The sequence below is a fragment of the Spirilliplanes yamanashiensis genome (assembly GCF_016863475.1).
GTDB classification, from domain to species: domain Bacteria; phylum Actinomycetota; class Actinomycetes; order Mycobacteriales; family Micromonosporaceae; genus Spirilliplanes; species Spirilliplanes yamanashiensis.
Genome location: NZ_BOOY01000008.1, coordinates 152888 through 173414 on the forward strand (window position 1 = coordinate 152888; position 20527 = coordinate 173414).

Consider the following 20527-nt stretch of genomic DNA (forward strand, 5'->3'; position numbering starts at 1 on the left):
GCCCCCGCCCGCGCTCAGCCGGCGCTGCGGCGGCGGGCGACCTCGGCGAGCGTGACGGCGGCCGCCACGCTCGCGTTGAGCGACTCCACCGACGACGCCATCGGGATGCCGACCCGCAGGTCACACGTCTCGCCGACGAGCCGGGACAGGCCACGGCCCTCGGAGCCGACCACGACGACGAGCGGGCCGACGGCGGCCTCCAGGTCGTACAGGTCGGTGTCGCCGTCGGCGTCGAGGCCGACCACCACGAACCCGGCGGCCTGGCAGGCCTTGAGCGCCCGCGTCAGGTTGACCACCTGCGACACGGGCACCCGGGCGGCCGCGCCGGCGCTGGTGCGCCAGGCGGTGGCCGTGATGCCGGCGGCGCGCCGCTCGGGCATGAACACCCCGTGCGCGCCGAACGCCGCCACCGACCGGATGACCGCGCCCAGGTTGCGCGGGTCGGTCACCCCGTCGAGGGCCACGAGCAGCGGCGCGGCCTGCTCGGACGCCGCGGCCACCAGGTCGTCGAAGTTCTCGTACGCGAACGGCGGCACCTGCACGCCGATGCCCTGGTGGAGCACCCCGCCGGTCATCCGGTCGAGTTCCGCCCGGCTGATCTCCAGGATCGGCACGCCCCGGTCGCCGGCGGTGCGCACCGCCTCGTTGACCCGCTCGTCGATGTCGATGCCCTGCGCCACGTACATCGCGGTCACCGGCACCAGGGCGCGCAGCGCCTCGACGACGGGGTTGCGCCCGACCAGCAGCTCGGAGGCCTCCCGGCCCGGGTTCGACCGGCGCCCCGGCGCGACCCGCGGACCCGACCGACCACCACGCGCGGCGGCGGCGGTCCTGGTCTGCTGCGGCTTGCCGTGACCGCCGCGTCCCCAGGTGGTGTCCTTGGTGCCCGGCTTGCCGATCTTCGGGATGCGCCCCTCCGCGGCGGCGGCCTTGCGCTCCTTGTCCTGCTTCCAGGCGGTCTTCGACGGCAGCTTCTCCGTCCCCGAGTAGCCCTTGTGCCACGGCCGCTCGTCGGCGGGCAGCGTCTTGCCCTTGCCCTTGAGCGAGCTGCGGTTCTTGCCACCCGAGCCGACGGTGGCGCCCTTCTTGGCGGTGACCCGCTTGCTTCGGTTCTGCGAATTGCCCGGCATCAGTGCTGCTCCCCTATCGTCCACCGCGGGCCCGCCGGGGTGTCCTCGACCTGGACGCCCGCGTTCTTCAACTGGTCGCGGACCGCGTCGGCGGCCGCCCAGTCCTTGCGCGTGCGGGCTTGCGCGCGTTGTTCGAGGGCGAGCGCGACGAGCGCGTCGACCACCGATTTGAGGTCGCCGCCGCTCTGCCCGGCGGTCCACGGGCCGTCGAGCGGATCGACGCCGAGGATGCCGGCCATGGAGCGGACCGCGGCGAGCGCGGAGCGGACGGCCTCGTCGTCGCCGGCGGCCAGCGCGGTGTTGCCCTCGCGCATGGTCTCGTGCAGGACGGCGAGACCCGCCGAGGTGTTGAGGTCGTCGTCCATCGCGGCGGCGAACGCGTCCGGCACCGCCCCCGGCTCACCGGGACCCACCCGCTCGACCGCGCGCTGCACGAACCCCTCGATACGCCGGTAGGCCACGGCGGCCTCGCGCAGCGCGTCGTCGGAGTAGTCGATGCGCGAGCGGTAGTGCGGGGCGCCGAGGTAGTAGCGCAGCTCGACCGGGCGGATGCCCATGGCGACGACGGCCGCGACGTCGATGACGTTGCCCAGCGACTTGCTCATCTTGGCCTCGCCGAGGTTGAGCAGCGCGTGGTGCACCCAGTAGCGGGCGAACCCGAGCCCGGCCGCCCGGGACTGGGCGATCTCGTTCTCGTGGTGCGGGAACGTCAGGTCGAGCCCGCCGCCGTGGATGTCGAACTCGTCGCCGAGGTAGCGCTTGCACATGGCGGAGCACTCGATGTGCCAGCCCGGCCGGCCCCGGCCCCACGGCGACGGCCAGCTGGCGTCGGCGGGCTCGGTCGACTTGACGCCCTTCCACAGGGCGAAGTCGCGGTAGTCGCGCTTGCCCGGGTCGTCCTTGTCGGGGCGGCGCATGTCCTCCGGGTCCTGGCCGGACAGCGCACCGTACGCCGGGTAGGACATAACGTCGAACCACACGTCGCCGCAGCCGTCGGGCGCCGCGTAGGCGTGGCCCGCGTCGATGAGGATCTGGATCAGCTCGTGCATGTCGGGCACGTGGCCGGTGGCGCGCGGCTCGTAGGTCGGCGGCAGCACGTTGAGGCTGGCGTAGTCGGCGGCGAGGACGCGCTCGTTCGCGTAGGCGATCGCCCAGAACGGGCGGCCCTGCTCGTCGGCCTTCTCCAGGATCTTGTCGTCGACGTCCGTCACGTTGCGCACGAAGGTGACGTCGAAGCCGGAGTGCGTGAGCCAGCGGCGCAGCACGTCGTAGTTGACGCCGGACCGCAGGTGGCCGATGTGCGGGGTGCCCTGGACGGTGAGACCACACAGGTAGATCCCCGCCTGACCGGGCACACGCGGGACGAAGTCCCGCACCGAGCGGGTCGCGGTGTCGTAGAGGCGGAGAGTCACGGGAGCCAGGGTACCGGCCGGGCCCAGGGGGTTTCCGTCCGCGGGCCGCCCGAAAACGGCGGAGGGACCGGTTTCCTGGAAAGGCGCGCGAGCGGCCCGCGAAAGTTATCCACAGGGTCCGCCGGGGCGGCTGGGGGCGGCCAAGGTGTGAGCCATGCCCGTGCAGCCCCACCGCCCCGCCCGGCTCGCGTTCCACGTCTTCCGCGGGTCCGAGGCCGTCCGCCGCGGCGTCCTCACCGAACACCAGCTGCGCAGCCACGCCTGGCTGCGGCTGCGCCACGACGTGTACGGCGACGCCCGGCTCGACCGCGACCACACGCTGGCCTGCCGCGGCGCCCTGGCACGGCTGCCGCCCGGCACCGTCCTGGCCGGTCCCTCGGCGGCCTACCTGCACGGGGTGGGCCACGCGGCCGGGTTCGGCGACGACGTGCACGTCGTCACCCCGGCAGGCGAGCGGGCCGGCGCCCAGCAGCGCCTGCGCGTCCACCACGTCGACCTCGGCCCGGCCGACGTGCACGAGGGCGACGGCCTGCCCCGCACCACGGCGGCCCGCACGGCGTGGGACGTCGGGGCGTGGCTGAAGCCGGTGGTCGCGGTGCCGATCATCGACGCGCTGCTGTCGAGCGGGCAGGTGCCCGAGCCGGCCCTGACCGAGCTGGCCACCCGGCTGGACGGCCGCCCGGGCTCCCGGCGCGCGCAGGCCGCGCTCGCGCTGGCCGACGCCGCCGCCGAGCTGCCGCTGGAGTCGCGGCTGCGCGTGCGCCTGGTCCTCGGCGGGCTGCCACGCCCGGCGGTGCGGCAGCCGCTGGTGCTGGAGTCGGGCCGGGTGCTGCGGCCGCACCTGTGCTGGCCGGAGCACCGCGTCGCCGTCGAGATCGACGGCATCCGGCCGGCCGGCGATCAGCGCCGGGTGAGCAGCCTCGCCGCGGCGGGCTGGGTCGTCCTGCACATGGCGCCCGCGCGCGTGCGCACCGAGTTCCCCGGCGTGCTGGCCGAGGTCCGCGCCGCCCTGCTGGCGGCGGGGTGGCGGCGATGACCGCGCCGACCCTTTCCTGCCGCCGCCCCCGGCAGTGCGAGCGCCGGTGTGGACGCCGCCGGTCGTGGACGGCGCTGCGCGCGGAGGCCCGGCGCGGGCCGGCGGGCCGGCGCCGGGCGGCGGGCCGGCACGGACCGGCGGGACGGCGCAGCGCGGTAGGCCGGCACGGACCGGCGGGACGGCGCAGCGCGGTAGGCCGGCCCGGGCCGCCGGGCCGGCGCAGGGCGGCGGGACGGCGCAGCGCGGCGGGTCGGAGCATGGTGGCGAGCCGTCCGGAGCGGCCACCGGCTCGCCGGCGCCGCGACCACCGCGAGGCCGCGCCGCCGTGGCGCTCAGCGCGCGAGACCCTCGACCACCGCCGGCAGCTCGGCCAGGTCCCGCACCTGGGCGTCGGGCGTCACCTCCGGCGGCGATGCGAGGCCGAGCGGGTTGAACCACACCGCCCGCATCCCGGCAGCCCGCGAAGCGGCCACGTCGTGGTGGATGTGGTCGCCGACGTAGACGATCGACGCCGGGGGCCCGCCCACCGCCGCGGCCACCCCCGCGAAGAACCGCGGGTCCGGCTTCTTCGGCAGGTCCTCCGGGCCGAACGCGTACAGCTCGAACGCGAACTCGCCGCCCAGCCCGCACCGCCCGGCCAGGCTGTTGCCGTTGGTCGCGTAGCCGAGCACGTACCGCTCGCGCAGCGCCGCGAGCACGGGCAACACCCCGTCGAACGGGCGGCTGTGCGCGAAGCGCCGCTCGTAGAACAGCTCCAGCATCTCGTCGGTGAGCGCGCCCAGCCCGTGCCGGTCCAGCGAGGCGGCCAGCGCGGCACGGCGGATCCGCTGCACCGGCTCGGCGGCCATTGCGGCGAAGGCGGTGTACCAGTCGGCGCGCATCTCCTCGGCGGACAGACCGGTCGCACCGCGGGCGTGCGCCTCGGCCAGCACGGCGTCCTGGGCGGCCTCGACGGCCGGGCGCAGGTCGACGAGCGTGTGGTCGGCGTCGAAGACGACGGCACGGATCACCGGCGCGCGCCCCGCGCCGGTCGGCCCGCTGTCGTCACCGCGCGCTCACGGCCGGGTCATCCGCAGCACGTCGAGCGCCTCGTCGAGCTGCGCCTCGGTGAGGGTCCCGTTCGCCACGTGCCCCCGCTCGATCACGACCTCGCGGATGGTCTTGTGCTCCTTGAGCGCCTGCTTGGCCACCGCGGCGGCCTCGTCGTAGCCGATGTGCCGGTTCAGCGGCGTGACGATGGACGGCGAGCCCTCCGCGTAGCCGCGGGCCACCTCCTCGTCCGCCTCCAGCCCGGCGACGCACCGGTCGGCGAGCATCCGGCTGGCGTTGGCCAGCAGCCGGATCGACTCGAGCAGGTTGCGGGCCATCACCGGCAGCATGACGTTCAGCTCGAAGTCGCCCTGCGTGCCGGCGAACGCGACGGCGGCGTCGTTGCCGATGACCTGCGCGCACACCTGACGCACCGACTCCGGCACGACGGGGTTCACCTTGCCCGGCATGATCGACGAGCCGGGCTGCAGGTCGGGCAGGCGCAGCTCGCGCAGGCCGGCGCGCGGCCCGGAACCCATCCAGCGGATGTCGTTCACGATCTTGTAAAGCCCGACGGCCACGGTGCGCAGCTGCCCGGACGCCTCGACGAGCGCGTCCCGTGCCCCCTGCGCCTCGAAGTGGTTGCGCGCCTCCGTCAGCGGCAGCCCGGTCATCTCCCGCAGCCGCTCGATGACGGCCGGCGCGAACCCGGGCGGCGTGTTCACGCCCGTCCCCACCGCCGTGCCGCCCAGCGGCAGCTCCGCCAGCCGCGGCAGCGTCCCGAGCAGCCGGTCGGCGCCGTAGCGCATCTGCGCCGCGTACCCGGAGAACTCCTGCCCGAGGGTGACCGGGGTGGCGTCCATGAGGTGGGTGCGGCCGCTCTTCACGACCTCCGCCCACTCGGCGGCCTTCACCTCGAGCGCCCCGGCGAGGTGGTCGAGCGCCGGCAACAGCGTGTTGACCACGGCCTCCGACGCGGCAAGGTGGATGGACGACGGGAACACGTCGTTGCTGGACTGCGACGCGTTCACGTGGTCGTTCGGGTGCACCGGCCGCCCCAGCTCGCGCGCGGCGAGCGTCGCGACGACCTCGTTGGTGTTCATGTTCGACGAGGTGCCCGACCCGGTCTGGAACACGTCGATCGGGAACTGGTCGTCGTACCCGCCCCCGGCGACGTGCGCGGCCGCCGTCGCGATCACCTTCGCCACGTCGGCGTCGAGCACACCCAGCTCGGCGTTCACCTGCGCGGCGGCGCCCTTGATCTGGGCCAGCGCCCGGATGTGCGCGGGGTCGATCCCCCGCCCGGAGATCGGGAAGTTCTCGACGGCCCGCTGCGTCTGCGCCCGCCACAGGGCATCAGCAGGGACCCGGACCTCACCCATGGTGTCGCGCTCGATGCGGAAGCCGCTCTCCTCAGTCGTCACGCATCCCATCCTGCCCCGCGCGCCCGACGGGCGCAGATGATCCGCGCCGGCCGCCGGTCGACCGCCCGGGGCGCACCCGGCGGCGGACACCGGCGTAGCTGCGCCGCCGCTGCTTCCCGCAAGCCCGGGCGAGGACGTCGAGGCCGTCGGCGGGCGCCCCCTTTTGTCCGGGTACGCCACCCGGTGGGCTGCGTCGCTAGGTGGACGGTCCCCGGAAACGCGCCGTAGGGTGCCCCGGAGTTGCCCGGTACGCCCCACAGGAACGGATCTTCTCCGATGCGCCGTCTTCTCCTCGCCGTCGTCGCCGGCGGTCTGCTCATGACCGCGGCCTGCAGCGCCGACGAGCCCGACGGCGCCGCCGCGCCCGCCGCCAACGCCACCTCGGCCGCGCCGAGCACGGCGCCCGCGTCGGCCGCGCCGGACTTCAGTGCCGACACGGAGAAGGTGTGCGCCGGCGTCATGAAGGTCATCGAGACCGACATGGACGGCTTCGGCGCCGCGATCGGCAAGATGATCGCCAACAAGGAGGCCAAGGCCACCGCCGAGGCGAAGAAGGCGCAGGCGCAGGCGAAGACGGAGCTGGAGACGGTCGCGAAGAAGATCCGGTCGAGTTCCGCCAAGGCGCAGGACCCGGAGCTGGTGGCGGCGGGCAAGGAGGCGGCGGACAACATCGCCGCGACCGCCAAGGACGCGAAGTTCTACAACGACATCAAGAGCGTGGAGAGCATCAACGGCACTCTCCAGGAGGAGATGGTCTCCTGGGTCGAGCCGCTCGCCCCGATCTGCGGCTGACCCGCGATAGTCCGATCGGACCCGGCCGGCGGCCCGGCCGCGGGCCCGAGCCGGTGACCGCCCCGGACCGGCCGTCGCAGTCCGGCTGCGCGCCGAGGCCGAGGTCACCACGCCCCGGACCGGCGGCCGCAGTCAGGCCGCGGGCCCGGCCTGGGTGATCAACCCGACGTCGAGCCGCCGCCCGACGCGCGGCCGCCGCGCAGGACCGAGCCCGGGAAAGCTCAGCGCCTCCCGATCGACAGCGTCGGCTTGGTGACCTCGGCGAAGAAGTCCTCACCCTTGTCGTCCACCACGATGAACGCCGGGAAGTCCTCCACCTCGATCTTCCACACCGCCTCCATGCCCAGCTCCGGGTACTCCAGCACCTCCACGTGCCGGATGCAGTCCTGGGCGAGCCGCGCCGCGGGACCGCCGATGGAGCCGAGGTAGAAGCCGCCGTACGTCTGGCAGGACCGGGTCACCTGCGCGGACCGGTTGCCCTTGGCCAGCATGACGAGCGACCCGCCGGCGGCCTGGAACTTCTCCACGTACGCGTCCATGCGGCCGGCCGTGGTGGGGCCGAAGGAGCCGGAGGCGTACCCCTCGGGGGTCTTGGCCGGGCCGGCGTAGTAGACGGCGTGGTCGCGCAGGTAGGCGGGCATGGGTTCGCCGGCGTCGAGCCGTTCGGCGATCTTGGCGTGGGCGATGTCGCGGGCGACCACCAGCGGCCCGGTCAGCGACAGCCGGGTCTTCACGGGCAGCTGCGAGAGCTGGGCGCGAATCGAGGACATGGGCTGGCGCAGGTCGACCTTGACGACGTCGTCGGACAGGCGGTCGGCACCGACGTCCGGCAGGAAGCGGGCCGGGTCGGTCTCCAGGCGTTCCAGCCAGACGCCCGACGGGGTGATCTTGGCGACGGCCTGGCGGTCGGCGGAGCAGGAGACGGCGATGGCGACCGGGCAGGAGGCGCCGTGGCGCGGGAGGCGGATGACGCGCACGTCGTGGCAGAAGTAGCGGCCGCCGAACTGGGCGCCGATGCCGAAGTCGCGGGTCAGTTCGAGGACGGCGGCCTCCAGCTCCACGTCGCGGAAGCCGTGGGCGAGCATCGAGCCCTGGGTGGGCAGGGTGTCGAGGTACTTGGCGCTGGCCAGTTTGGCGGTCTTCAGCGCGTGCTCGGCGGAGGTGCCGCCGATGACCACGGCCAAGTGGTACGGCGGGCAGGCGGAGGTGCCGATGAGGCGCAGCTTCTCGTCCAGGAACTGCATCATGCGCGCCGGGTTCAGCAGCGCCTTCGTCTCCTGGTAGAGGTAGGACTTGTTGGCGGAGCCGCCGCCCTTGGCCATGAACAGAAACTTGTACGCGTCGGGGTGGCCGCCCGGGTCCTCGGCGTACAGCTCGATCTGGGCCGGCAGGTTGGAGCCGGTGTTGCGCTCGTCCCACATGGTCAGCGGCGCCAGCTGCGAGTAGCGCAGGTTCAGTTTCGTGTACGCCTCGTAGACGCCGTGCGCGATGGCCTGCTCGTCGAGGCCGTCGGTGAGGACGTGCCGGCCGCGCTTGCCCATGACGATGGCGGTGCCGGTGTCCTGGCACATGGGCAGCACGCCGCCGGCCGCGATGTTGGCGTTGCGCAGCAGGTCGAGGGCGACGAAGCGGTCGTTGGGCGACGCCTTCGGGTCGTCGATGATGGCGCGCAGCTGGGCGAGGTGGGCGGGGCGCAGGTAGTGCGCGATGTCGTGCATCGCCTCGGCGGTCAGCTGGGTGAGCGCCGCGGACTCGACGGTGAGGAAGCGGCGGCCGCCGGGCCCGTTCACGACGTCGACGCCCTCGTCGGTGACGAGGCGGTACTCGGTGAGGTCCTCGCCCGTGGGCAGCAGCGGGGCGTACGAGAAGGCGGCGGCTCTGCTCATGAGCGGCAACTCTAGGGCAGCGGTCGGACGCTGCCGAAACTCCCCCGTCCGGTCATGACGACACGGCTGAGATGCCATTGAACGGCAGGTACGCCATCTGCCGTCCCTCGCCGACGACCATCCCGGACGGTCCGACGGCGAGCACCCGGGCGCCGGTGCGGAACTCCGCGAGGACCGCGCCGGTCGAGGTGCGCAGCGCGGCGACGCGGCGGGGGCCCTGGTCGACGACCACGACGGCGTACGGGGTGACGGCCGCCTGCGCCTTGTCGTGGACGGTGCGCTCCCAGGCGGTGCGGCCGCGGGAGAAGTCCCAGGCGGACAGCCGCCGGCCGGTGCGGATGAGGGCGCGCCGGTCGTCGACGGCGAGGACCCGGTGCGCGGGGGTGCCCTTCCAGAGGCGGCGGCCGTCGTGGGCGTCGATGAGCTGCTCGCGGCCGGTCGGGTCGACGCCGAGGACGACGTCCTGGCCGCCGGCCGGGTCGTGCTGCTGTTCGCAGCCGGCGCCGTCGCCGGCGGTGCGCAGGTTGAGGCCGTCGGCCTGCCAGACCTCGCGGCCGCTGCGGGCGTCGGCGGCGGACACGGCGAAGTAGCAGGTGCCGTCGGCGGCGGTGGCGGTCACGGTGAGGACCCGGCCGCCGGCGACGGTGACCCGGCGGTCGCGCCGGTCGAGGTCGAGGACCTGCTCGACGCGGCCGGCGGCGGTGTCGACGACGTGCAGCCGGTTGTCGGCGGGGAAGCCGATGACGCCGGGCAGCCGGCCGGGGCCGCCCGCGGCGCCGTCGACGGCGTCGCCGGTGAGCGGTTTGGTGCCGGGCAGGGCGGGGTTGTCGGCGAACAGCACGAAGCCCATGCCGGGCGTGCTGACCGTCCACAGCGGGGCGGTGCCGCGCGGGTCCCACGCGCTCAGCTCGCAGTCGCGGGCCTCCAGGCAGCGCACGTCGAGGATGGCGTCGGCGTACGTCCAGACGGCCTTGGCCTCGGTGTCGGTGCGCCGGACGGCCCCGGTGAGCGGGTCGAGCACCTCGTAGCCTTTGCTGAGCAGCTCCCCGGTGACCACGACGGCGCTGTCGCCCTGCCCGGCCACCGCGGACCAGTCGGCGTTCTTCTCCCACAGCGGCGCCCCGGCCTGGGTGCCGAACGCCTCGGTGCGGGTGCGGTACTCGACGACCACGGCGGCGCCGGCGACGGTGACGCTCTTGTGCGACCCGTCGAGCTGCTGCTCCCACGCGGCGACGCCCTGGGCGATCGGCTCGCTGCGCACGACCCACGCCCACACGCCGGGCCACGGGTTCCAGACGTTGGTGAGGGCGAGCGTGACCACCGCGATCAGCACGAGGATCACGTAGTACCGTCGCCGGGTCACGCGGCCACGGTATGCGCCCGGTCAGCCCGGGACGATCACCGCGATCCGCCCGTGTCGATCTCATTGGCCCCGTTTGCGGCCGCTTTGACCAGGGGCATCGTCCGGTACGGGATCTGCTCGGCGAGCGCGATGATCGTGGACGCCCGCACGATGCCCTCGTACCCGACGATCTGGTCGATGACCCGCTGCAGGTCGGTGTTGGAGCGGGCCACGATGCGGCAGAGCAGGTCGCCGGAGCCGGTGATGGTGTGCGCCTCCAGCACCTCGGGGATGTCGGCGAGGTGGTCGGTGACGGCGCGGTGGCCGTACCGCTGGCTGATCTCCAGCGTCACGAACGACATCACGCCGTAGCCGATGGCGGCGGGCGACACGTCGGGCCCGAAGCCGCGCACGACGCCGCGGGCGGCGAGCCGGTCGAGCCGGGCCTGGGCGGTGCCGCGGGCCACGCCGAGCCGGCGGCTCAGTTCGAGCACGCCGATGCGCGGCTCGTCGGCGAGCAGCGCGAGGAGCCGGGCGTCGAGGTGGTCCAGCTGGACATCCTGTACAGCCATGGGCGGATTCGACCGTACCAGATGTGCAGAGTGACCAGCGGAAACCGCCACTCTTGCCCACCGGCCACCGGTGGGGCGATGGTCGGGGAAACGAGAGCCCGAGGAGGCGACATGACCCAGACGCTGCCCGCCCGCCCGCAGACCGGCCGCGACCCGTTCCCGGTGTCCGGGGTCGACCACCTGCGCTTCCTCGTGGGCAACGCCCGGCAGACCGCGCACTACTACTCGACCGCCTTCGGCATGACCTGCGTCGCCTACCGCGGGCCGGAGCAGGGCTACCGCGACCACGCCGAGTACGTGCTGACCAGCGGCTCCGCCCGGTTCGTCATCACCGGCGCGGTGCACGCGGGCGCCCCGGCCGCCGCGCACGTCGCCGCGCACAGCGACGGCGTCTCCGACATCGCGCTGAGCGTGCCCGACGTCGACGCCGCCTGGGCCCACGCGATCGCCGCCGGCGCGGCAGGCCTGGAGGAGCCGCACGACGTCACCGACGCCCACGGCACCGTCCGGCTGGCCGCCATCGCCACCTACGGCGACACCCGGCACACCCTGGTCGACCGCTCCCGCTACACCGGGCCGTTCCTGCCCGGCTTCGTGGCGCGCGCGCCGATCGTCGACCGCTCCGCCGCCATCGCCGCGGGCGTGCAGCCGAAGCGCTTCTTCCAGGCCGTCGACCACGTCGTCGGCAACGTCGAGCTCGGCAAGATGGACGAGTGGGTGGAGTTCTACCGCCGCGTCATGGGCTTCACGAACATGGCCGAGTTCATCGGCGACGACATCGCCACCGACTACTCGGCGCTGATGAGCAAGGTCGTCGCGGACGGCACCCGCAAGGTCAAGTTCCCGCTCAACGAGCCGGCCGTGTCGAAGCGCAAGTCGCAGATCGACGAGTACCTGGAGTTCTACGGCGGCCCCGGCCCCCAGCACATCGCCGTCGCCACCAACGACATCATCCGCAGCGTCGACGCCATGCGCGCCGCCGGCGTGGAGTTCCTGGACACGCCCGACTCGTACTACGACGACCCGGAGCTGCGCGCCCGCATCGGCACCGTCCGGGCGCCGATCGAGGAGCTCAAGGCCCGCAGGATCCTCGTCGACCGGGACGAGGACGGCTACCTGCTGCAGATCTTCACCAAGCCCGTCCAGGACCGCCCCACGGTGTTCTTCGAGCTGATCGAGCGGCACGGCTCGCTCGGCTTCGGCAAGGGCAACTTCAAGGCGCTGTTTGAGGCGATCGAGCGGGAGCAGGAGCTGCGCGGCAATCTGTGACACTGTGCGGGTGACCTACCCGCCGCCGGCCCACCCGCCCGCGTACCCGCCGCCGCACTACTGGGCGCCACCGCCGCCGCCCGTCGCGCCCGACGGGCGGCTGCTGGCCGACTTCGGCGACCGGCTCGTGGCCCGCATCATCGACGTCGCAATCCTCACCGGCGTCGCGATGGTGGTGATGCTGCCGGTGGTCGGGCTGGTCATCTGGCAGACGGTGCAGAACCCGCCGGAGCCCGGCGCGAGCCTGCTCGACGTGGTCGGCCCCTGGCTGCTCATGTACGCCGGGCTCACCCTGCTCGCCTTCGCCGTCAGCTACCTGTACGAGGTCGAGTACTGCTTCCGCCAGGGCGGGCGCACCGTCGGCAAGCGGGTCATGAAGCTGCGGATCGTGCCCCTGCGGCCGGGCGCGGTGTACCACCGTGGGTTCGCGGTCAAGCGGTGGCTCATCATGGACGTGGTGAGTGCGTTCCTGCCGGGTTTCACGTACGTCGACGGGCTCTACCAGCTCGGCGACAAGCCGTACCGGCAGTGCCTGCACGACAAGTACGCGACCACGGTCGTCGTCAAGGACCCGGCGTGACGGTCCGCGAAGGGGAGGCGTTGCGGTGAGCGAGATCGCGCCCGGCTGGTACCGGGACCCGGCCGAGCCGGACACCCAGCGCTACTGGGACGGCGAGGGCTGGGTGGGCGCCGCGCTGCCCGCCGACGCCACCCCGCCCGACGGGCCGCCACCGGCCGAGCCGGAGCCCGCCCCGTCCGCACCCGAGCCGCCGCCCGGCACGTTCGCCCCCGGCACGTACCCGCCCGGCGCCCCGCAGGCCTCGACCCCGTTCCCGCCGGTGGCCCCGCCACCGCCGGTCGCCCCGCCGCCGACGGGCCCGCCGGCGCCGCACAGCGGGCACCACGGGCTGCCGCCGCTCTACCACGGGCCGCCGCCGGGCTACCGGATGCCGCCACCGGGGTACGCGCCGCCGCCCCCGCCGCCGCGCCCGCACGGGTACGCCCTCGCGCCCGTCGCCAGCCGCCTCGTCGCCCGCCTCATCGACATCGCCGTCGTCGCCGCCCTCGCCGCCGTCGCGAACGCGTACCTGGCGTACCAGTGGTGGCAGGAGTTCCAGCCCATCCTGCAGGCCGCGCTGCAGCGCGAGACGGCCGTCAGCCCGCAGGCGTCCGCGCGTGGCCAGTGGCTCATCCTCACGATGCTGTTCCTGACCACGGCGCTGTGGCTGGCGTACGAGGTGCCCGCGCTCGGCAACAGCGGCCAGACCCTCGGCAAGCGGATCATGCACATCCGCGTCGTCGCGCAGGAGAGCACCGAGCCGCTCGGCTTCGGGCGCGCGTTCCGGCGCTGGGGCCGGCTCGGCATGTGGACGCCGCTGTGGGGCTGCTACGGCATCGGCCTGGTGTTCCAGCTCGTCGGCTCGGCGTCGCTGCTGTTCGACAAGCCGCTGCACCGCGCGTTCCACGACCGCATCGCCGGCACCGTCGTGGTCGAGGCGCCGCCCGGCTCGCCGGCCCCCCGCAAGCAGGACGACAGCACGACCACCGGAGGAACCCGATGAGGCTGACCCGCGCCGACCTGGACCAGCTGCCCGCGTACGTGCCGGGGCGCAGCCCCGCCGACCTCGCCCGCGAGCTGGGCATGGCCGAGGCGGTCAAGCTGGCCAGCAACGAGGTCCCGTACGGCCCGCTGCCCGGCGTGGTGGAGGCGGTCACGGCGGCGGTCGCCCAGTCGCACCGCTACCCCGACATGGCGACGACGGCGCTGCGCGCCAAGCTGGCCGCCCGCTACGGCGTGGACCCCGAGCGCATCGCCACCGGCTGCGGCTCCGTCGCGCTGGCCGAGCACGTCGTGCGCGCCACCTGCCTGCCGGGCGACGAGATGCTGTACGCGTGGCGCTCCTTCGAGGCGTACCCGATCATCGCGGCCACCGCGGGCGCGACCAGCGTGCGCGTGCCGAACACCCCGGCGCACGCCCACGACCTCGACGCGATGGCCGCCGCCGTCACCGACCGCACCCGCGTCGTCGTCGTCTGCAACCCGAACAACCCCACCGGCACGTCGGTGCGCCGCGCCGAGCTGGACGCCTTCGTCGACCGGGTGCCGGAGAACGTGCTGGTCGTCATCGACGAGGCGTACCGGGAGTTCGTCACCGACCCCGACGTCCCCGACGCGATCGACACCTACGCCGACCGCCCCAACGTGGCCGTCCTGCGCACCCTGTCGAAGGCGTGGGGCCTGGCCGGGCTGCGCGTCGGCTTCCTCGTCGCGTCCCCCGAGGTGGCGGGCGCCGTGCGCAAGGTCGTCACCCCGTTCTCCACGTCCATGACGGCGCAGGCCGCCGCCCTGGCCGCACTCGACCAGGAGGCCGAGGTCCACCGCCGCTGCGCCCTCGTCGTCGCCGAACGCGACCGCGTCACCGAGGCCCTGCGCAAGCTGCTGCCGGACGTCCCCGACAGCCAGTCCAACTTCGTCTGGCTCCCGCTGGGCGACGGCGCGGCCGCCTTCGGCGCCGCCTGCGAGCGCCGCGGCGTCATCGTCCGCCCCTTCCAGGGCGACGGCGTCCGCGTCACGATCGGCACCCCCGCCGAGAACGACCTGTTCCTGGCCGCGGCCGAGACAGCGGTGGCCTGACATGTCCGCCACCGACGCCGCCGAGATCCGCGCCCTCATCGAACGCTGGGCCAGCGCCGTCCACACCGGCGACCTGCCCACGGTCCTCGCCGACCACGCCGACGACATCGTCATGTTCGACGTCCCGCCCCCGGAGGACGGCATCCGCGGCCTGGACGCGTACCGCTCGGCGTGGCCGCCGTTCTTCGAGTGGCAGGCCTCCGGCGCCACCTTCGACATCGTCGACCTCGACGTGACGGCGGGCGACGACGTGGCGTTCGCGTGGGCACTGCTGGTGTGCGCGTCGGAGGAGGAACGGGCGGCGAACCCGGACCGCCGGCTGCGGCTGACGATCGGCCTCCGCAAGGTCGACGGCCGCTGGACCGTCACCCACGAACACCACTCGTTCACCGTCACCTCCGCGTAGGCAAACCTGTGGACCCGGGGCCCGGCACCGGCGACACGGAGATCTGGGTCGACGGCCGGCGCGTGTACCGCACCGGGGCGGGCTGCCCGGGCGGGCTGGTCCTCGACAGCGACCTCGACCTGGGCGACCTGACCGTGGGCGCGCCGCTGACGGTCACCCTGAAGGCGACGAGCGGGCCGGTCGCGCTGACCGTCGGCGAGTTGCTGTCGGTGTCGAGTTACAAGTTCCCGCCGCGTCCCGCGACACTGCGTCCCCTCGACGCGGACCGGCCGGCCGACCCGGACGGCGACGGCGAGAACGCCCTGGCGGTGCGGGCCGATCCGGCCGACCCCAACCGGCCCGTGACGGTCATGGGCATCTGGCGCGGTCAGAAGCGGATCAGCCTGGTGACCCAGACCCCGGGACGGCTGTCGCTGACCGTGGCGAACCGGCTGGCCGCGCAGGAGGACTGGTGGGACTTCGACCAGGGCGTGCGGACCACCGCGTACGACGGGCGGTTCCTGGAGGACGGTGAGCCGTTCCCGGTCACCGTCACCCCGGAGGGCATGTCGGGCGACTGGCTGGTCCGGCTGGAGCGCTGACCCTAGGTCGCGGCGAGCAGGACGGTCTGGGACGTGAAGTAGTAGGCGGCGTCCGGGCCGTCCGGGTCGGGGTCCGGTGCGAGGCGTTCGACGGCCACGTAGCCGTCCGCCGCGTACACCGCGCCGGGCGTCCACGTGGGTCGTTCGCGGCCGAAGGTGTACGGGAACGACGAGCGCACCGCCCCCGTCGCCGCGTCGAGGGTGACGAGGTGGCGGTCCGGGGTGAGCAGGTGGACGCGGCCGGGCTGGGTGGCGAGGACCGTGGCGGTGCCCGTCCAGCGCCAGCCGGCGGAGGCGGTGAAGCCGTCCGGGGCCGGCGTGACGACCACGTCGCCGGCGGCGGTGGCGCCGGGCGGGTCGAGGGCGGGCGTGCGCGCCGGGGTGGCGGCGGTGGTCAGCCAGCCCTCGCCGGTCGCGGAGCGGGCCCCGGCGCAGGCGGAGGCGGCGGCCGCGCAGCCGAGCGGGGTCGCCGGGCCGGGCGGCCAGGCGGCGGGGGCGCCCGTGGCGGCGGTGCGGGCGGTGCCGGCGCAGACGAGCAGGCCGCCCGCCGTGGTGAAGCCGCCGGGGCACGGGGTGGGTGCGGTCCAGCGGGTGGCGCCGGTCGCGGCGTCGAGGGCGACCGTGCGGTCGCCGGTCACCAGCACCGTGGCGCCGGAGGTGTGCAGGCCGGGCGGCTGCCACAGGGTGGCCGCGCCGGTGCGCCGGCCCGGCCAGGCGGGGGCGGGCGGGGCGTCGGCGCGCCATGCGACCGTGCCGGTGCGGGCGTCGAGGGCGACGACGCGGCCGTCGGACCAGTGCGTCACGACCGTGGGGCCGACGGCGGCGACGCCGCCGAGCCGGGCCGGCCAGCGGCGGTACGACCACACCGGGGTGCGCTGGGTGGTGGCGTCGGCGGGGGTGTCGGCGCGGACGCTGCCGCTGTTGGCGTATATCCGCAGCCGGCCGTCGACGACGAGCGACGCCCCGAGGAAGCGGGCGATCACCCCGGGCCCGGGGCTGGCGGGCGCGGCCGGGTACGGCGCCGACAGCGGGTACGAGACCTCGGCCGGGCGCAGCACCCGCCAGGAGATCAGCCCGGCGGCGGCCGTGAGCGCCACCGCGACCAGGGCGCCGAGCACGCGCCGGCCGACGGAGGAGGTCACCCGCGAAACGATAGCGGGGCGGGTTCAGGCGGCCGCGGAGCCCGCCGTCGCCGCCACGGCCAGGTCGTCCAGGTCGCGGCGCAGCGCGCCCTCGACGGTGAGCGCGGCGAGGCCGCCGAAGACCAGCGCGAGGAAACGCCCGCCGCGGGCGGTCGGGGTGCCGTCCTGCACGACCGTCACCATCGTGCCGCCGACGTGCCGGCCGTGGTCGACGGGCGTGAACGTGTACGTCATGCGGTAGTCGGCGCCGATGCCGGGCGACGCCACCACGAAGCGCTCGGGGGCGACGCACTCGCGCACCCGGAACTCCTCGGTGACCTCGTCGCCGTCGACCATCGTGCGGCTCTCCCGCCACACCGTGCCGGTGCCGAACGGGCCCCGGGTCAGCAGCTCGACGCGGTTGACGGTGGACATCCACTCGCACCGGCCGCCGAGGTCGGTGAAGGTCCGCCAGACGGCGTCGACCGGCGCATCCACCAGCCGGCTCACGGCCACCGTCGACATGCCGTACACGGTAATCGCACAGTGGCTGTCTGCACACCCGTTTCAGGCGGTCTTCACAACCGTCCCGGTGACCTCGCCGAAGCCGATCGTCGTGCCGTCGGGGCCCGGAGCGGTGGCGGTGATCGACACGGTGTCGCCGTCCTCCAGGAACGTGCGCAGCGAGCCGTCCGCCAGCCGGACCGGCCCGGCCGCCGTCAGCTCCAGGAACGAGCCGACCTCCTCGCGCTGCGGGCCCGAGACGGTGCCGGAGGCGAACAGGTCGCCGGTGCACAGCGACGCGCCGTTGACGGTCAGGTGGGCCAGCTGCTGGGCGGGGGTCCAGTACATGCCGGCGAACGGGGGCCGGCTGACCCGGGTGCCGTTCCACTCGACGGCCAGCGACAGGTCGAGCCCCAGGTGTTCGTCGGCGCGCAGGTAGTCGAGCACCGGCGGGTCCTGCGCCGGCGCGGGCGTCCAGGCGTGCGCGAGCGCCTCCAGCGGCACCACCCAGGGCGCCACGCTGGTGGCGAACGACTTGCCGCAGAACGGGCCCAGCGGCACGTACTCCCAGGCCTGGATGTCGCGGGCGGACCAGTCGTTGACCAGCACCACGCCGAACACGTGGTCGGCCAGGCCGGACACCGGCACGCGGGTGCCGAGCCGGGTCGGGGTGCCGACGACGAAGCCGACCTCCGCCTCGATGTCGAGCCGGGTCGACGGCCCGAACGCGGGTCCGCCGTCGCCGCGGCGCTGCCCCCACGGGCGCACGATCGGCGTGCCCGAGACGGTGACCGTGCCGGCCCGGCCGTGGTAGCCGATGGGCAGGTGCCACCAGTTCTCCGGGATGTCCGGCTGGTTCGGGCGCAGGATCTTGCCGACGTTCGAGGCGTGCCACGCCGAGGAGTAGAAGTCGACGTAGTCGGCCACCTGGAACGGCAGGTGCAGCTCGCAGTCGGCCAGCGGCACCAGCGTGCCGTCGCCCGCCCGGGCCAGCTCGCGCACCCGGGCGCGCACCGCCGACCAGGCCGCCCGGCCCTGCGCCATGTGCGCGTTCAGGGTGGGGGTGCGCAGGGCGCCGCGCGCGTCGATCAGGCCGGCCGCCTCGGCGGCGTCGAGGTCGAGGACGTCGTCGTGCACCCGGACGCCGATGCGCCGCCGCCCGCCGTCGACGCTGAACACCCCGTACGGAAGGTTGTCCAGCCCGTAGAGAGTCACTCGTGTCCTCCGTTGACCAGCCCGAGGCGGACCATGTCGGTGAGCGGCTCGAGCACGCTGCACGAGCCGAACCCGGCCCAGAGCGGCCGCTCGTCGTGCCGGCGCGCCTTGGCCGGCTCCACCAGCGGCAGCGGGTGCGTGACGGCCAGCGCCTCGGACACGGCGGCCACCTCGGCCCCCTCGTCCGCCTCCAGCGCGGCCACCAGCACGTTGAGGAAGCCGTGGTGGGTGAAGCCGGTCTCCGGGTCGGTGTGCCGGACGGCGTGGTGCAGCCCGGCGGTGAGCTTGAAACGTAGCGCGCGGTCGCGGCAGGCGCAGATGACCGCGGCCAGTTCCACCGGGGTGGGGAACAGCTCGGCGGCGAGCCCCCCGGTGCGGAACTTCGGGGTGATCCGCCCGCCCTCCGCCCGCGCCTGCGCCACCGTGTCCAGCGCGCCCAGCAGGCCCCACGTCAGCGGGATCTCGGCGTACACCTCGATGCCGGGGTGGTCGGCGGCGAACGCCCGCAGCCGCTCCAGGCCGGGCTGCGGGTCCTCGCCGCGCTTGGCGACCGCGGCCTCGACCTGGCGCACGTCCAGGCCGGCGGCGAGGGCCTTGTCGACGGCGCCGGGCAGCGCGCCGAGCCCGGTGTCGCCGATGACGCCGATGGTGGGGGCGCGGGCCACGTCGAGCGCGGGCAGCTCGCTCACGGGCACGAGCAGCGGCCCGACCAGCGTGCGGTACCAGGCCATGCGGTGGGCGCGGTGGGACGTCACGGCGTCCGGCAGGGTCGCCGAGCCGGGCGGGAAGACCGCCGCGTCGTCGACGAGCCCCTCGACGAGGCGCGGTACCAGCGTTGACACGAATTCGAACCTAATGGACGCTACGAAGGCCGGACAACAGCGACGTTTTCCGTGCTCCCGGAGGTGCCACGTGCCTTACTACCGCAGCGTGGGCGAGGTTCCGCCCAAGCGGCACACGCAGTTCAGGCGGCCCGACGGCGGCCTGTACGCCGAGGAGCTGATGGGTCAGGAGGGGTTCTCCTCCGACTCGTCCCTGCTCTACCACCGGCACCTGCCGACGGCGATCGTGGCGGCGGAGGAGTTCGACCCGCCCGCGCACATCCGCTCGCCGAACCGGCCGCTCAAGCCCCGGCACCTGCGCACCCACAAGCTCGACGCCGGCCCGGCGGACGCGGTGCTGGGCCGCCAGCCGCTGCTGGCCAACGACGACGTGCGCATCTCGTACGTGGTGGCCGACCGCCCGTCCCCGCTGTACCGCAACGCGATCGGCGACGAGTGCCTGTACGTCGAGGCGGGCGCGCTGACGGTCGAGTCGACGTTCGGGGTGCTGCGGCTGGAGGCCGGCGACTACGGCATCGTCCCCACCTCGGTGGTGCACCGGCTGGTGCCCGACGGCGCGGCGCGGGTGCTGACGATGGAGGCGACCGGCCACATCGGCCCGCCGAAGCGGTACCTGTCGGTGCGCGGCCAGTTCCTGGAGCACGCGCCGTACTGCGAGCGCGACGTCCGCGGCCCGTCGGAGCCGCTGCAGAGCGACGACGAGAACGTCGAGGTGCTGGTGCAGCACCGCCGCGGCTGGACCCGGCACGTGTACGCGCACCACCCGTTCGACGTGGTGGGCTGGGACGGCTGCCTCTACCCGTGGGCGTTCTCGATCCACGACTTCGAGCCGATCACCGGCCGGGTGCACCAGCCGCCGCCGGTGCACCAGACGTTCCAGGGGCCGAACTTCGTGGTGTGCTCGTTCGTGCCGCGCAAGGTCGACTACCACCCGCTGGCCGTGCCGGTGCCGTACAACCACCACAACGTCGACTCCGACGAGATGATGTTCTACACCGGCGGCAACTACGAGGCGCGCCGCGGTTCCGGGATCGAGCAGGGGTCCATCTCGCTGCACCCGTCCGGGTTCACGCACGGGCCGCAGCCGGGCGCGGTCGAGCGGGCGCTCGGCCTGGAGGCGTTCGACGAGCTGGCCGTCATGGTCGACACGTTCCGGCCGCTGGACCTGTGCGACGCGGCGCTGGCCTGCGAGGACTCCGGGTACGCGTGGACGTGGGCCGGGCGCCCTGCCACGTAATGTTCCCCACGTCAATCGGGTAGCTGGATCGTGGCCGGGACCGCTTACGCTGTCGGACGGCATCGCGAACCAGGCGCGTAAGTGTGCCAACACG

19 protein-coding genes and 1 pseudogene are annotated in these 20527 nt (G+C 74.3%); 9 read left to right on the forward strand and 11 right to left on the reverse strand.

Translation table 11 applies throughout. The features are described 5' to 3' along the window. Positions 1-14: 14 nt before the first annotated feature. Entirely contained in the window at positions 15-1130 is a 1116-nt protein-coding gene (gene rlmB, locus Sya03_RS07630) for a 23S rRNA (guanosine(2251)-2'-O)-methyltransferase RlmB (RefSeq protein WP_203937476.1), read from the reverse strand. Next, a complete protein-coding gene (cysS, locus tag Sya03_RS07635; protein ID WP_203937477.1) occupies positions 1130-2542 on the reverse strand; it encodes a cysteine--tRNA ligase in 1413 nt (470 codons plus the stop codon). The genes rlmB and cysS overlap by 1 nt, the downstream gene beginning before the upstream one ends. A gap of 154 nt (positions 2543-2696) precedes the next feature. On the opposite strand from cysS, the gene Sya03_RS07640 reads away from it, so the two are divergent. Further along, positions 2697-3578, forward strand: coding sequence for a hypothetical protein (locus Sya03_RS07640; protein WP_203937478.1), 882 nt, complete (start codon positions 2697-2699; stop codon positions 3576-3578). A 332-nt stretch (positions 3579-3910) separates the two neighbouring features. Here the strand turns inward: Sya03_RS07640 and Sya03_RS07645 are convergent, their stop codons facing one another. Together Sya03_RS07645 and Sya03_RS07650 are read right to left on the reverse strand one after the other, a co-directional pair. Then, entirely contained in the window at positions 3911-4588 is a 678-nt protein-coding gene (locus Sya03_RS07645) for an HAD family hydrolase (RefSeq protein WP_203937479.1), read from the reverse strand. Positions 4589-4633: 45 nt separating this feature from the next. Then, a complete protein-coding gene (locus tag Sya03_RS07650) occupies positions 4634-6040 on the reverse strand; it encodes a class II fumarate hydratase (RefSeq protein ID WP_203937480.1) in 1407 nt (468 codons plus the stop codon). Positions 6041-6307: 267 nt separating this feature from the next. Between Sya03_RS07650 and Sya03_RS07655 the strand changes: the two genes are divergently transcribed. Beyond that, positions 6308-6823 (forward strand): hypothetical protein, encoded by a 516-nt coding sequence (locus Sya03_RS07655; protein ID WP_203937481.1) that lies wholly within the window; start codon positions 6308-6310, stop codon positions 6821-6823. 221 nt (positions 6824-7044) lie between these two features. Here Sya03_RS07655 and Sya03_RS07660 read toward each other — a convergent pair whose 3' ends face one another. From Sya03_RS07660 to Sya03_RS07670, 3 genes are read right to left on the reverse strand one after another with little or no spacing between them, the layout of a single operon-like run. Further along, positions 7045-8709, reverse strand: a complete 1665-nt coding sequence (locus Sya03_RS07660; RefSeq protein ID WP_203937482.1) for a fumarate hydratase — start codon at positions 8707-8709, stop codon at positions 7045-7047. Positions 8710-8761: 52 nt separating this feature from the next. Further along, entirely contained in the window at positions 8762-10072 is a 1311-nt protein-coding gene (locus Sya03_RS07665; RefSeq protein WP_203937483.1) for an outer membrane protein assembly factor BamB family protein, read from the reverse strand. Positions 10073-10107: 35 nt separating this feature from the next. Continuing rightward, positions 10108-10623: an Lrp/AsnC family transcriptional regulator gene (locus Sya03_RS07670; RefSeq protein ID WP_203937484.1), complete on the reverse strand. Its 516-nt coding sequence runs from the start codon at positions 10621-10623 to the stop codon at positions 10108-10110. A gap of 111 nt (positions 10624-10734) precedes the next feature. Here Sya03_RS07670 and hppD point away from each other — a divergent pair, with 111 nt between their 5' ends. The 6 genes and pseudogenes from hppD (at position 10735) to Sya03_RS07700 (ending at position 15514) form a co-directional block, all read left to right on the forward strand. Next, positions 10735-11892 carry a 4-hydroxyphenylpyruvate dioxygenase gene (hppD, locus tag Sya03_RS07675; protein ID WP_203937485.1) on the forward strand — a complete coding sequence of 386 codons (1158 nt, stop codon included), beginning with the start codon at positions 10735-10737 and terminating at the stop codon, positions 11890-11892. A 10-nt stretch (positions 11893-11902) separates the two neighbouring features. After that, positions 11903-12472 (forward strand): RDD family protein, encoded by a 570-nt coding sequence (locus Sya03_RS07680; RefSeq protein ID WP_203937486.1) that lies wholly within the window; start codon positions 11903-11905, stop codon positions 12470-12472. Positions 12473-12497: 25 nt separating this feature from the next. Further along, positions 12498-13454 (forward strand): RDD family protein, encoded by a 957-nt coding sequence (locus Sya03_RS07685; protein WP_203937487.1) that lies wholly within the window; start codon positions 12498-12500, stop codon positions 13452-13454. Next, entirely contained in the window at positions 13451-14527 is a 1077-nt protein-coding gene (gene hisC, locus Sya03_RS07690; RefSeq protein ID WP_203937488.1) for a histidinol-phosphate transaminase, read from the forward strand. Before Sya03_RS07685 ends, hisC begins: the two co-directional genes overlap by 4 nt. 1 nt (position 14528) lies before the next feature. After that, positions 14529-14924, forward strand: a pseudogene (locus Sya03_RS07695) (YybH family protein); the annotation flags it as partial. Between the two features lie 17 nt (positions 14925-14941). Further along, on the forward strand, positions 14942-15514 hold the full coding sequence (locus tag Sya03_RS07700) for a hypothetical protein (protein ID WP_203937490.1): 573 nt from the start codon (positions 14942-14944) through the stop codon (positions 15512-15514). 2 nt (positions 15515-15516) lie between these two features. On the opposite strand, the gene Sya03_RS07705 is transcribed toward Sya03_RS07700, so the two are convergent. From Sya03_RS07705 to Sya03_RS07720, 4 genes are read right to left on the reverse strand one after another with little or no spacing between them, the layout of a single operon-like run. Continuing rightward, complete coding sequence (locus tag Sya03_RS07705; protein WP_203937491.1) at positions 15517-16656, reverse strand: outer membrane protein assembly factor BamB family protein; 1140 nt, start codon at positions 16654-16656, stop codon at positions 15517-15519. A 24-nt stretch (positions 16657-16680) separates the two neighbouring features. Further along, on the reverse strand, positions 16681-17160 hold the full coding sequence (locus Sya03_RS07710) for an SRPBCC family protein (protein ID WP_203937492.1): 480 nt from the start codon (positions 17158-17160) through the stop codon (positions 16681-16683). 42 nt (positions 17161-17202) lie between these two features. Then, positions 17203-18354, reverse strand: coding sequence for a fumarylacetoacetase (fahA, locus tag Sya03_RS07715; protein ID WP_203937493.1), 1152 nt, complete (start codon positions 18352-18354; stop codon positions 17203-17205). Next, complete coding sequence (locus tag Sya03_RS07720) at positions 18351-19196, reverse strand: hypothetical protein (RefSeq protein ID WP_203937494.1); 846 nt, start codon at positions 19194-19196, stop codon at positions 18351-18353. Before Sya03_RS07720 ends, fahA begins: the two co-directional genes overlap by 4 nt. 70 nt (positions 19197-19266) lie before the next feature. Here Sya03_RS07720 and Sya03_RS07725 point away from each other — a divergent pair, with 70 nt between their 5' ends. After that, positions 19267-20433, forward strand: a complete 1167-nt coding sequence (locus tag Sya03_RS07725) for a homogentisate 1,2-dioxygenase (RefSeq protein ID WP_203937495.1) — start codon at positions 19267-19269, stop codon at positions 20431-20433. Positions 20434-20527: the final 94 nt, after the last annotated feature.